The following is a 12,181-nucleotide window of genomic DNA, read 5'->3' on the forward strand; positions in this document are numbered from 1 at the left end:
GCGGCGTTCCGACGAAGGCGGCATCGGCCATGCCCGAGATGTTCCCGCCTACTGACCAGTGTTAGGCTCTTCCCCGAATCCTGCATTCAGTGAAGGAAGACCCATGTTGAAGATGCTCGCGCTGCTCACGTTCCTGGTATCCACCGCCGTCCACGCCCAAAACCCGCTGCAAACCGACCTGCCGCTCAAGTACCTGGCACAGGCCAGCGCCGATTCGAACCATCAACCCCTGGTGATTTTTCTCCACGGTTACGGCAGTAACGAGCAGGACCTGTTCGGCATCAAGGATGGCTTGCCCGCGTCCTACACCTACCTGTCGGTGCGGGCACCCTTGGTGATGGAGCCGGGCAGCTATCAGTGGTTTCGCAAGAAGGGCGAAGGGGCCTACAACGGCGAGACCGATGATCTGAAGTCCAGCGGCCAGTTGCTGCTGGATTTTGTCGCACAGGCCACGAAGAAATATCACACCGAACCCGAGAAGGTGTTCCTGGTCGGTTTCAGTCAGGGCGCGATCATGTCCTACGAAACAGGCCTGCGGCATCCCGAGGCGCTCGGCGGGATCGCTGCATTGAGCGGGCGGATTCTGCCGGTGCTCAAGTCCGAGCTTCAACCGGATGAAAAACGCCAGTCGCTGGCGATTTTCATCGGTCATGGCGAACAGGACAAGCGCCTGCCGTTGAGCGACGGTACCGAAGCCAACAGCCTGCTGCAGAGCGTGTCACTCGAACCCGAGTTCCACGCCTACCCCGGTGTCGGTCACAGCATCAGCGCCGACGAGATACAGGATTTGAGCGCCTGGTTGCAGCGTCTCAACCCCTGAGTCTCATTTGCCGTTGACGATCTGTTTGACCAGGGTTTCGTGGGCCGCCATGTCACCGGGACGGGAAATCACCTGGATCACCGCCATGCGAGTGCCGGATGCCGCCATCAGCGTGGTGGTGAGGGTCATGCCACCGCCCTGCGTGGCAGTGCCGTCGATCTGGCGCAGACCCAGCCCGGTTGTCCGGGTCAGGGCTTTCTCGCTGAGCTTGTTGTAGTCGGGCAGGGATTTGTGTTGCGCCGCTTCGAAATCGGCCACGGTGCCGTCGAGGAACACGCCGTCGTTGTCCTTGACGCTGACACCGTTGGGCAGGGTGTTTTCAGCGGCGATCACCACGGTCTTGGTGGTTTCATTGCTGTACAGGGTGCCGCTGGCACCGTCCGGGCTGGCCGGCAGCGGGTTGGCGATGAAGCCCTTGGGCAGGTTGAAAGTGAACTTGCTGCCGAGCATCGAGACTTTGTGGGCGGGCGCATTGCTGGAAGTGGCCTTGGCGGCCTGCGCATTCAAAGCCCCAAGGCCGGTAGCGACGGCCAACAGAAGGACAAGGGCTTTTTTACTCAACAATGACATCGGGATCTCCAGGGATGGACGCGCGGTGGGGCGCGATCATCCCATGGAGGTTGCGATGCGTTCCAGTGTGCTCTACCGAGCGGTCACTTTAGTGATCACTCATTTCATCACCCTCGAAGGCTGGAACAGGCGGGTTACGCCTGGTTTTGCGGGAACAGGTTGCGACGGGTTTCTTCGTCGAATTCGGTCTTTAGCACCAGTTTCTCTTTCAGGCCGTGGGCACGCCGGGCGGCCGGGCGGGCGCTGATTTCATCGTACAGGCGCTTGACGTTCGGGTACGCCGCCAGACCGCTCTCGCCGAGGATATAGGGCGCGTAGTTGGCCCAGCCCCACAACGCGATGTCGGCGATGCTGTAGGTGTCGCCCGCCAGGTACTGATGCTCGGCCAGACGCTCGTCAAGGATGCGGTAGTGACGTTCGACTTCCTTGAAATAGCGGTTTTTCGCGTAGGGCAGATCTTCCGGTGCGTGGTGCAGGAAGTGCACCGCCTGGCCGGAGAACGGCGACAGGCCGGTGCCGATGAACATCAACCACGACAGCATCTCGGCCTGGCCGGCAGCGGAGCTCGGCAAGAAGCGCTGATGTTTCTGTGCCAGGTGCAGCAGGATCGCCTGGGAGTCGAACACGGTGGCATCGCCATCCACCAGCGCGGGTACCTTGGCGTTCGGGTTGATCGCCAAAAAGGCTGGCAGGTGTTGCTCGCCCTTGAAGGTGTCGACGCCGATCAGCTCGTAAGGCGTTTGCAGCTCTTCGAGCAGCAGGGCAACTTTCATCGGGTTCGGTGACGGGTGGAAAAAGAATTTCATGGTGCGGGCCTCAGTCGGGTAGGGGTTGGAACTGAGGCTGATGTTGAAGCAAACCCGTTCGATTGACGTGCAAGCTTGTTGTTCTACTCGTGCGAAATTATCGAATGGGTTTCGTTGCTTTGACGGTTCCTTCAGTGTTCGTCGCCGGCCTGGCCGGCCGCGCCAGCAGACGTTTGGTCACGCCCAGCATGGCCACCGATACCGCGATGCCCAGCACAAAAGCGTTCATCCCCATCGTCGGCAGGGCCAGGGCCAACACCAGGCAGAAGGCGGCGAACGAGTACATGCCGGTGGCGGTGGCGCGCAGCAGCGCGGCGGTAAAGGCCGGGCCACGGGTTTGCTGGGAGAACACCGCCATCACGCTGCCCAATACCGGGAATACCGCCAGCAGGCCGCTCCAGCGGTCGCCGACGGTGCTGGCCAGCAGTGTCACGACCAGGGTGAGCAAGGCTCCGGCCACCATGCGCAACAGGAGCTTGTCGGATTTCGGTGCCGGGCCACTGAGCACCGGTTGCACGGTGGGGAACAGGTACGGTGCGGCGAGCAGCGCGGTGGCGGCGGCACACACCGAAAACACCAGGGAAGCCGGGATCAGCGACAGGACAACCGCCACCAGTGCCCAGACCGACAGCGAGATCACCAGCGCCAGCGGCCACCCGGCCCGTTGTGCGACCTGGGCGTAAGTTATGCAGAACGCAATCATCGCGAACATGGCCGACAGCGCGGCGGTGGCCGATTGCGCGGCGAACGCCTGGCCTTGTTCGAGGGCGAGGAACAACAGGATCGGTCCGACCACCACCGGCAATCCCGATAACCAACCGGCCACGCTCGGCCCCCAGCGTTTGCCAGCCAGGGAAATCAGCAGCAGGAAGCCTGGGATCACCAGCAGTTTGAGGATCAACACGCGCACGTCTCCGACCTGTGTGAGGTAGCAACGGTAACATTGCGTCGGGTAGATTGCTTTATCTGTATGCGGATTTTGTATACAAAAATACGGCCCGTAGAAAAATGTCCAAATGGGTCTTTTGCGCATACGTTTTTCTGGGCATCCCGCGATGAGGCCAACCCGCATGAACCGCCAACGATTACCGCTGCGCCATGGTCTGTGGCTGCTTGTTTTGCTGAGCTGCCAGGCCCTGGCCAATTGGCAGGATTCGCTGCCCGGTGCGCAAGTCATCGGCAGTGGGGAGTTTCGCAAGTACGGCTTCGACGTCTACAGCGTGCGGCTCTGGAGTACGTCGCGGCCCTTGGCGGGCGATCAACCGTTCGCCCTGGAGCTGATCTATCAGCGCAGCATTTCCTGTGAAGATTTGGTGAACGCCAGCGTCAGGGAAATCAAGCGACTCTCTGGCACCTCGGTCAGTGCCGAGCAACTGGCGTCCTGGCAGACGCAGATGCAACAGTCGTTCGTCGATGTGCAGGCCGGCACGCGGTTGACCGGGGTGTATCTGCCGGGGCAGGGCGCGCGGTTTTTTCTTGGCCAGCAGTTATTGCGTGAAGTGAAGGACCTGCAATTCGCCCAGGCATTTTTTGCCATCTGGCTCGATCCGCGTACCAGCAACCCCGAATTGCGCCAGCAGTTGCTGGGCATGGCTCCGTAGACTTTGCTTTGTGGTGATCAGTGGGGCGAGCAGTTGGTTGATTTTGCAGTTTTGGGGGTGACAGGACTGGCCCCTTCGCGGGCAAGCCCGCTCCCACAGTGATTGGCGGTGTGGCTCCATTTTGTGAACAGTACAAAACCTGTGGGAGCGGGCTTGCTCGCGAAGAACGATGATGCGGTCCACCTGAAAAAACGCAGGCAAAAAAGAACCCGGTGCGACTTGCATCGCACCGGGTGTTTTTCCAGACGGTCACGGATCTTCGTGGGTCCCCGCGCCCTCTGTTGAACGCTGTGGGCTTACGCCCGTTCGAGCGCCAGTGCCACGCCCTGACCACCACCGATACACAGGGTGGCGAGGCCTTTTTTGGCGTCACGCTTGAGCATTTCATGCAGCAGGGTGACCAGCACGCGGCAACCCGAGGCACCGATCGGGTGGCCCAGGGCGATGGCGCCGCCGTTGACGTTGACCTTGTCCAGGTCCCATTCCAGGTCCTTGGCCACCGCCAGGGATTGTGCGGCGAAGGCTTCGTTGGCTTCAATCAGCTCAAGCTGGTCGATGTTCCAGCCGGCCTTGTCCAGGCAACGGCGAGTGGCCGACACCGGGCCGATGCCCATGATCGCCGGGTCGACGCCAGCGTTGGCGTAGGCGGCGATTTTCGCCAGTACCGGCAGGCCCAGGGTCTTGGCTTTTTCCGCGCTCATCAGGATTACGGCGGCGGCACCGTCGTTCAGCGACGAAGCGTTGCCGGCGGTCACCGAACCGTCCTTCTTGAAGGCCGGCTTGAGCTTGCCCAGGGATTCGGCGGTGGTGCCGGCCCGTGGCTGCTCGTCGGTGGCGAAGGACAGCGGGTCGCCCTTGCGCTGCGGGATCAGGATCGGGGTGATTTCATCGACGAAGCGCCCGGCTTCGATGGCAGCCACGGCTTTCTGTTGCGAGGCGGCAGCGAAGGCGTCCTGCTGCTCGCGAGTCAGGCTGTACTTGTCGGCCAGGTTCTCGGCGGTGATGCCCATGTGGTAATCGTTGAACGCATCCCACAGGCCATCGCTGATCATGGTATCGACGATTTGCCCGTTGCCCATGCGCAGGCCGGTGCGGGCACCGGGCATGACGTAGTTGGCCAGGCTCATGTTTTCCTGGCCACCGGCAATGATCACCTCGGCGTCGCCGCAGCGAATTGCCTGGGTGCCCAGGTGCAGGGCCTTGAGACCCGAACCGCAGACCTTGTTCAGGGTCATGGCCGGTACAGCGAAGGGCAGGCCGGCCTTGATCGCGGCCTGGCGCGCAGGGTTCTGCCCGGCGCCGGCGGTCAATACCTGGCCCATGATCACCTCATCGACTTCGGCCGGGTCCAGGCCGGTTTGCGCCAGCAACTGGCGGATCACCGCAGCGCCCAGGTCCACGGCGGACACATTGGCCAGGGATCCCTGGAAGCTGCCAATCGCGGTGCGCGTGGCGGCAACAATGACGACTTCTTGCATGGAATGATTCCTCACTGGGCAGCGAACTGCATTTCCGGCACGTGGTCCGGCACGATCAGTTTACCGGCAGTCTTGGCGACGATCTCTTCGACGCTGACGCCCGGCGCACGTTCTTTGAGAATGAACGCGCCGTTTTCGATTTCCAGGTAGGCCAGGTCGGTCAGCACACGCTTGATGCACCCGGCGCCGGTCAGCGGCAGGCTGCATTGGGACAGCAGCTTGGACTCACCATCCTTGGACGCGTGGGTCATGATGACGATGATGTTGTCGGCGCCGGCCACCAGGTCCATCGCGCCGCCCATGCCCTTGACCAGTTTGCCGGGGATCATCCACGAGGCGATGTTGCCTTGCACGTCCACTTCAAAGGCACCCAGCACGGTCAGGTCGACATGGCCACCGCGGATCATCGCAAAGGACTCGGCGGAGGAGAAAATCGACGCGCCGGTCCGTGCGGTCACGGTTTGCTTGCCGGCGTTGATCATGTCGGCATCGATGGTTTCTTCAGTAGGAAAAGGACCCATGCCCAGCAGGCCGTTTTCCGACTGCAGCATGACTTCCATGCCTTCGGGGATGTAGTTGGCGACCAGGGTCGGAATGCCGATGCCCAGGTTCACATAGAAGCCGTCCTGCATTTCGCGGGCGACGCGTTGAGCCATTTGTTCGCGGGAAAGTGCCATTGTCGTTATTCCTTCATTCGGTCCGGGGGCAGGGGATCACTTACGCACGGTGCGCTGTTCGATGCGCTTTTCGAACGTGCCGCAGATGATCCGGTCGACGTAGATGCCAGGGGTGTGGATCTGCGTCGGGTCCAGCTCGCCGGGTTCGACGATTTCTTCGACTTCGACCACGGTGATCTTGCCGGCGGTGGCGGCCAGCGGGTTGAAGTTCTGGGCGGTGTGGCGATAGATCACGTTACCGAAATGGTCGGCTTTCCAGCCTTTGACGATGGCGAAGTCACCGGTGATGGACTCTTCCATCAGGTACTTGCGGCCATGGAATTCGCGCACTTCCTTGCCTTCGGCAACGGGAGTGCCAACGCCGGTGGCGGTGAAGAAGGCTGGAATGCCAGCGCCGCCAGCGCGCATTTTCTCGGCGAGCGTGCCTTGCGGGGTCAGGATGACTTCGATTTCGCCTTTGAGCAGTTGCTCTTCGAATAGCTTGTTTTCGCCGACGTAGGACGCCACCACTTTGCTGATCTGGCGGTCGGTCAGCAGTACGCCAAGGCCAAAACCGTCGACGCCGCAGTTGTTGGAAACCACGGTGAGGTTGCGAGTACCTTTGCGCTTGATCTCGTTGATCAGGTTCTCCGGAATGCCGCACAGGCCGAAGCCGCCGGCGATCACGGTCATGCCGTCTTCAAGACCTGCCAGAGCTTCCTCGTAGGAACTCACGCGCTTGTCGAAACCTGCCATATGCACCTCTTTTATTCTTTGTGGGCGGCTGGCTAGCCGAATGGAATGGAGTGTCTCGCTGCAAGATTAATTTGTTAAGTTGTTTTTTAGATCTGATTGATTGATAAAGCTCATTAAACCGCTGCTTTAATCTTGCAGCTTGAAGCTTGTAGCTTACAACTGGAGCGAAGCGACTATGACCGTCAAGCAGATCCGTGCCTTTCTGGCCGTGGCCCAGAGCCTGAGCTTTGCCGTGGCCTGCGAGCGCCTGCACCTGTCGCAATCGGCTCTGAGCCTGACCATCAAGGCGCTGGAGGAGGGCCTGGGCGGGCGCTTGTTCACCCGCAACACGCGCAACGTGGCGCTCACCGCCGAAGGCGAAACCCTGGTGCCGCTGGCGCGCCGGTTGATCGCCGACTGGGACAATGCCGAGGATGAGTTGCGCCAGCGCTTCACCTTGCAGCGCGGTCGCGTGACCCTGGCGGCAATGCCGTCGTTCGCCGGCAACCTGCTGCCGCCGATCCTCAAGACCTTCCGCGCCCGTTATCCGAATGTCAACGTGACGGTCAATGACGTGATCAACGAGCAAGTGCTGGAAATGGTCCGTGACCGCCAGGTGGAACTGGGGGTGGCGTTCGAACCGACCCAAAGCTCGTCGCTGCAATTCACGCCGTTGTACATCGACCGATTCGTCGCGGTGGTGCCCCTGGATTCGGCGCTGGCCGAACTCGATGATATCGACTGGCAGACCCTGCTCAAGGAGCCGTTCATTACCTTGCAGCGGCCGTCGACGGTGCGGGTGATGCTGGAAGAGCACTTGCAGGCCCGCGGCATGAAGTTGCCGGTGGAGTTTGAAAGCCATCAACTGGCGACGGTCGGGCGCATGGTCGCCAGTGGTCTTGGCGTGAGCGCGGTGCCGGCCTTGTGTGCCGGGCAGATGCGTGAACTGGGGGCGCGTTGCATTACCTTGCGCGACCCGGTGGTGGAGCGGGCGCTGGGGGTGCTGACGTTGCCGGGGGGGGAGCTGTCGGCGGCGGCGCAGGCGTTGTTTGATGTGCTGAAAGAGGAAAACCTTGGGCAGCGTTTCTCCATGAACTGATCACAATACCTGTGGGAGCGGGCTTGCTCGCAAAAGCGGTGGGTCAGGCAAAAAAGATGTTGGATGTGCCGCCCTCTTCGCGAGCAAGCCCGCTCCCACAGAGTTTTGTGTTGATCAGGAAGAGAGACGTTCGGCCAATAACGGCAACAACCGCTCACAAGAACCCTCGATCTTCAAATCCAGCATCTCATCGGCCCGGGTCTTGCCCAGGTTGATCGCAATCAACGGCTTGCCCTGATCCACCACCGCTCGGCACAAGCGGAACGCCGAATAGGCCATCAGCGACGAGCCGACCACTAGCAGTCCTGCAGCCTGTTCGACGGCGGCCATCGCCTTGGCCGCCGTGGCCTGTGCGACGTTCTCGCCAAAGAACACCACATCCGGCTTCATCCGTTCCCCGGCGCAATGCGGGCAGCGGGGGACCTTGAAGCGTGCCTCGAAGGCCGGGTCGAGCAAGGTGTCGCCGTCCGGCGCCTGCACCGCGTCGACGCCGGCCAGGTACGGGTTCTGTGTTTCCATCAGACGCTGGATCGAATCGCGCTCGCTGCGCCGGCCGCAATCCAGGCACAACACCCGGTGCAGGCTGCCGTGGAGTTCGATCACGTCACGGCTGCCGGCCTGGTCGTGCAGGGTGTCGACGTTCTGGGTGATCAACCCGCTGATCTGCCGCGTGCCTTGCAATCGAGCCAGGGTGTCGTGGGCCACGTTCGGTTGCGCCAGACGCACCCTCGGCCAACCGAGCATCGCCCGCGCCCAATAGCGTCGCCGGGGCTCCGGGGCCGAGAGAAACTCCTGGTACATCATCGGCTGCCGGCCACGCCGCACGCCCTGGTTGTCACGATAATCCGGGATGCCCGAGGGCGTGCTGATACCGGCACCGGTCAGCACGGCAAACGGCTGATCCGCCATGAGCTGATGGAGGCGATCGAGTTGGTCACGGGTCTGACGGTCGAGCATGCCGGGAAACCTGTAGGAGCGAGCTTGCTCGCGATGGCGTGTCTGTCGACATCAATATAGCTGACACACCATCGTCGGAACGTCGTCCAGACCAGGCTCGCTCCTACAGAGATGGCGGCGGGAACTATTTACGCGCCTCCAGAATCAGGTTGAACGGCGTTTCCGTGGCCCGGCGGAAGTGCGTGAATCCAGCCTCGCTAAACACCTTGCGCAACCGCGCCTCACCGGCCTGGGCGCCGAGACCGAGGCCGACTTCCTGGGACAGCGAGTTGGGCGTGCAGATGAAGGTCGAGGCCGCGTAGAACAGGCGTCCGACCGGGTTGACGTTGTCGTCGAGCAAATCGTTGGCGTAGGGCTCGACCAGCAGCACGGTGCCGTCGTCCTTCAACGACTCATAGGCATGCTTGGCCGCGCCCACCGGGTCGCCCATGTCATGCAGGCAGTCGAAATAGCAGATCAGGTCGTAGTCGCTGCCAGGGTAGCTTTTGGCCGTGCCCTGGAAGAACCTGGCTCGCCCGGACACACCTCCTTCTTCGGCCCGTTGGATGGCAACGGTAACGGACGGCGCGTGGTAGTCGAAACCCACGAAGCGCGAATCCGGAAACGCCTGGGCCATGATCACCGTCGAAGCGCCATGGCCGCAGCCGATGTCCGCTACTTTGGCTCCGGCTTCCAGTTTGGCCACCACACCGTCGAGGGCCGGCAACCATTCGGCGACCAGATGGGCTTTGTAGCCGGGGCGGAAGAAGCGTTCGGTGCCGCTGAACATGCACGGATGGTGATCGCCCCAGGGCAGGGCACCGTTGCCGCGCATGGCGTTGACCAGTTTGTCCTTGTCATGGAAAAACGACGCGACCACGCCGATTCCGCCCGCCACATAAACCGGTGAGTCTTCTTTTGCCAGAGCCATGGCTTGCTCTTCGGGGAGGCGGAACTGGCCGTCACGGTGTTCCATGTAGCCTGAGGCGGCGTGGGCGCTGAGCCATTCGCGCAGCAGGCGAGTGTTGCAGCCGGTTTTCTCGGCAAGGGTTTCGGGGGTGATGGGCTGACTGTCGGCCATCGCCCGGTACAGGCCGAGCTCTTCGCCGAGAATGACGTTGGCGAGCATCGCCGCGCCGCCCATGTCATTCACCAGTTTGCCCATGAAATCGTTGAGTCTGGCCTCGTCCATCATCTGTGCTCCTTCAGCAGGATCACGGTCCAGGGGCATTGTCTGGCGAGGCGTTCGCCGCTGGGCGGTGGTCGTGGGAATGTACAGGGCACCAAGCGGGTCCTGTGTGCATTCAGTTTAGTTCGCAGGCCATACAGCGCCGCGTTGAGCGACGAAAGCTAACTTTCCCTGACCGACACGGGTATCGGCAGTGCCCGCAAGGATCGTGTGTATCCCACTGTATCCAGCCCCCTTTTTGACACAGTGACCTCTTATTCCGGCCCCAGCCGAACACAGTCCCGATACACCCCTTCGATTAACTGTGTCTCATGGCGGGCACCGGCTCGCGTCCTTGAACATCTTGTGAGATCGACACCATGCAGACCTCCATTCCCCCAGAAGCCAAGGCCAGCGTCGGCCTGGGCCTGCGCCGCGGTTTTATGAAAGACCTGCAGGCTGCGCCGGCGGGCGATTTCGACTTTCTGGAAGTCGCGCCGGAAAACTGGATCGGCATCGGCGGCGCCCACGGCGCTGCATTGCGGGCCCTGGCTGAACGCTATCCGTTGTCCTGTCACGGCTTGTCCCTGTCCCTGGGTGGGCCGTCGCCGCTGGACGTCGATTTTCTGCAAGAGGTTCGCAGCTTCCTCGATCACTACAACGTGCCGCTGTACAGCGAGCACCTGAGTTACTGCAGTGATGACGGTCACCTGTACGACCTGTTGCCGTTGCCCTTCACCGAAGAAGCGGTGCGCCACGTCGCTGCGCGGATCCGTCAGGCCCAGGACATCCTTGGTCGGCGCCTGGCGGTGGAAAACGTTTCCTATTACGCCGCACCCCAACAGGACATGGACGAGGTGACATTCACCAATGCCGTGCTGCGGGAGGCCGACTGCGACCTGCTGCTGGACGTCAACAACGTCTACGTCAATTCGATCAACCACGGCTTCGATCCGCAGGCGTTTCTCGCCGGCATCGATTCGGGCCGGGTGGTGGCCATGCACATTGCCGGGCATTTCGACGAGTCCGACACCTTGAAAATCGACACCCATGGCGCTTCGGTCAAACCGGTGGTGTGGTCGTTGCTGGAGCAGGCGTATGCCCGGTTCGGCGCACAACCGACCTTGCTTGAGCGGGACTTCAACTTTCCGGCATTCGCCGAGCTGGTGGCGGAATTGCAGACCATTCGCCGCTTGCAACAGGAGGGCGTGAACCGTGGATAAACATTCGCTGCACCAACAGCAAAGCATCATGGGCCAGTATCTGCGAGACCCCGAGCATTGCGCGCCACCCACCGAAATGGACCCGGTGCGGGCACAGGTTTACCGCGACCTGGTGTTCGCCAACCTGTGTTCACTGCTCAGTGGCACCTTTCCGGTATTGGTGAGGATTCTGGGTGATGAACGCTGGCGCTCGCTGGTGCGGATCTTTCTGCGGGACTACCGTGCCCGCACGCCGAAATTTGGTGAGATCGCTCAGGAGTTTGTCGAGTTCCTCGCGACCGGGCCTGAGGCGTTGACCGGTGGACCGTGGCCACCTTTCATGGTGGAGCTGGCGCATTACGAGTGGGTGGAAATGGCGCTGCAACAGTCCGAGGCCGAGCCTTTGGTCACGGGCGATGCCGGGTCGTTGCTGGATCGGCCGTTGCAAGTGTCGCCGCTGGCTTGGCCGTTGGCGTATGCCTGGCCGGTGCAGCAAGTGGGACCGGATTATCAGCCTGACGCTTTACCTGCTCAGCCGACGTTGTTGCTGGTGCGTCGCGCCGAGGGCTGGAGTGTGAAGTTTTCCGAGTTGAGTCCGTTAGCGTGGCGGTTGTTGCAGCGGATTGGCGAGTTTCCAGAGCTGACTGGGCGTGAGCAGCTGCAAGGATTGGCGGTCGAGGCGGGGGCGGTGGGGGATTCGGGGTTTCTGGAAGGTGGGTTGGTGTTGTTGCGGCAGATGCGTGAGGAAGGGGTTGTTGGGGTTGTTTGATCTACTTTGACCTTGGCGGCCTTTGGGCCGACCAGGTTCTATGTTGATTGAGTACATATCCGTTTCTGCGGTAACGGCGGCTTAGGGGGTGTCAGAAATTTTGTGTTCGGGCATAACATGAGTAAGAGGTGCATGTATGCCAACCAAGAAGAAACCCGCATTGCGAGAGCTGCCGAAAATCCCGAAAGAGCTGCGCGCCCATCCCCGGATGAACACTGGAACGAGGCCTCCCGAGGGGGCGGGTAGATCAAGATCAAGAGCTGCAGGCGAGCTAACGCTCGGCCTGATGAGTGGTGAAAAGCGGGGTGTACGCCGCTCTGCCTTTGCTCTTCTGTGGGAGC

The 12,181-nt window shown here is 61.5% G+C and carries 14 protein-coding genes; 6 read left to right on the plus strand and 8 right to left on the minus strand.

All coding sequences use genetic code 11. From position 1 onward, the window contains the following. The first annotated feature begins 103 nt into the window (after positions 1-103). On the plus strand, positions 104-820 hold the full coding sequence (locus tag PMI34_RS00175; protein WP_008054283.1) for an alpha/beta hydrolase: 717 nt from the start codon (positions 104-106) through the stop codon (positions 818-820). 3 nt (positions 821-823) lie between these two features. Here PMI34_RS00175 and PMI34_RS00170 read toward each other — a convergent pair whose 3' ends face one another. The 3 genes from PMI34_RS00170 to PMI34_RS00160 all read right to left on the minus strand — a co-directional run bounded on the left by PMI34_RS00170 (position 824) and on the right by PMI34_RS00160 (position 3,100). Then, the gene (locus PMI34_RS00170) at positions 824-1,390 is read right to left on the minus strand and encodes a hypothetical protein (RefSeq protein ID WP_008054284.1); all 567 of its coding nucleotides are present in this window, start codon (positions 1,388-1,390) and stop codon (positions 824-826) included. A 134-nt stretch (positions 1,391-1,524) separates the two neighbouring features. Then, entirely contained in the window at positions 1,525-2,196 is a 672-nt protein-coding gene (locus tag PMI34_RS00165) for a glutathione S-transferase family protein (protein WP_008054285.1), read from the minus strand. Positions 2,197-2,293: 97 nt separating this feature from the next. Next, positions 2,294-3,100 (minus strand): hypothetical protein, encoded by an 807-nt coding sequence (locus tag PMI34_RS00160; protein WP_008054286.1) that lies wholly within the window; start codon positions 3,098-3,100, stop codon positions 2,294-2,296. Between the two features lie 166 nt (positions 3,101-3,266). On the opposite strand from PMI34_RS00160, the gene PMI34_RS00155 reads away from it, so the two are divergent. Next, complete coding sequence (locus tag PMI34_RS00155) at positions 3,267-3,797, plus strand: chalcone isomerase family protein (protein ID WP_008054288.1); 531 nt, start codon at positions 3,267-3,269, stop codon at positions 3,795-3,797. Positions 3,798-4,093: 296 nt separating this feature from the next. Here PMI34_RS00155 and PMI34_RS00150 read toward each other — a convergent pair whose 3' ends face one another. From PMI34_RS00150 to PMI34_RS00140, 3 genes are read right to left on the minus strand one after another with little or no spacing between them, the layout of a single operon-like run. Then, the gene (locus PMI34_RS00150) at positions 4,094-5,275 is read right to left on the minus strand and encodes an acetyl-CoA C-acetyltransferase (protein WP_008054291.1); all 1,182 of its coding nucleotides are present in this window, start codon (positions 5,273-5,275) and stop codon (positions 4,094-4,096) included. 11 nt (positions 5,276-5,286) lie between these two features. Continuing rightward, positions 5,287-5,952, minus strand: coding sequence for a CoA transferase subunit B (locus tag PMI34_RS00145; RefSeq protein ID WP_008026717.1), 666 nt, complete (start codon positions 5,950-5,952; stop codon positions 5,287-5,289). A gap of 36 nt (positions 5,953-5,988) precedes the next feature. Then, positions 5,989-6,687: a CoA transferase subunit A gene (locus PMI34_RS00140; RefSeq protein ID WP_008054292.1), complete on the minus strand. Its 699-nt coding sequence runs from the start codon at positions 6,685-6,687 to the stop codon at positions 5,989-5,991. Between the two features lie 175 nt (positions 6,688-6,862). Between PMI34_RS00140 and PMI34_RS00135 the strand changes: the two genes are divergently transcribed. Beyond that, positions 6,863-7,765 (plus strand): LysR family transcriptional regulator, encoded by a 903-nt coding sequence (locus PMI34_RS00135; RefSeq protein WP_008054294.1) that lies wholly within the window; start codon positions 6,863-6,865, stop codon positions 7,763-7,765. Positions 7,766-7,879: 114 nt separating this feature from the next. Here the strand turns inward: PMI34_RS00135 and PMI34_RS00130 are convergent, their stop codons facing one another. Then, on the minus strand, positions 7,880-8,722 hold the full coding sequence (locus PMI34_RS00130; protein ID WP_008054296.1) for an NAD-dependent protein deacetylase: 843 nt from the start codon (positions 8,720-8,722) through the stop codon (positions 7,880-7,882). 124 nt (positions 8,723-8,846) lie between these two features. Beyond that, entirely contained in the window at positions 8,847-9,893 is a 1,047-nt protein-coding gene (locus tag PMI34_RS00125; RefSeq protein WP_032829955.1) for a class I SAM-dependent methyltransferase, read from the minus strand. A gap of 356 nt (positions 9,894-10,249) precedes the next feature. On the opposite strand from PMI34_RS00125, the gene PMI34_RS00120 reads away from it, so the two are divergent. The 3 genes from PMI34_RS00120 to PMI34_RS29485 form a co-directional block, all read left to right on the plus strand. Beyond that, positions 10,250-11,092, plus strand: a complete 843-nt coding sequence (locus PMI34_RS00120) for an HvfB family MNIO-type RiPP peptide maturase (protein WP_008054298.1) — start codon at positions 10,250-10,252, stop codon at positions 11,090-11,092. Then, on the plus strand, positions 11,085-11,840 hold the full coding sequence (locus PMI34_RS00115) for an HvfC family RiPP maturation protein (protein ID WP_008054299.1): 756 nt from the start codon (positions 11,085-11,087) through the stop codon (positions 11,838-11,840). The genes PMI34_RS00120 and PMI34_RS00115 overlap by 8 nt, the downstream gene beginning before the upstream one ends. Positions 11,841-11,976: 136 nt before the next feature. Continuing rightward, positions 11,977-12,181, plus strand: a 205-nt coding sequence (locus tag PMI34_RS29485; RefSeq protein ID WP_008054300.1) for a hypothetical protein, incomplete at its 3' end; no start/stop codon positions are given.

Source organism: Pseudomonas sp. GM74, assembly GCF_000282455.1.
Lineage (GTDB): Bacteria > Pseudomonadota > Gammaproteobacteria > Pseudomonadales > Pseudomonadaceae > Aquipseudomonas.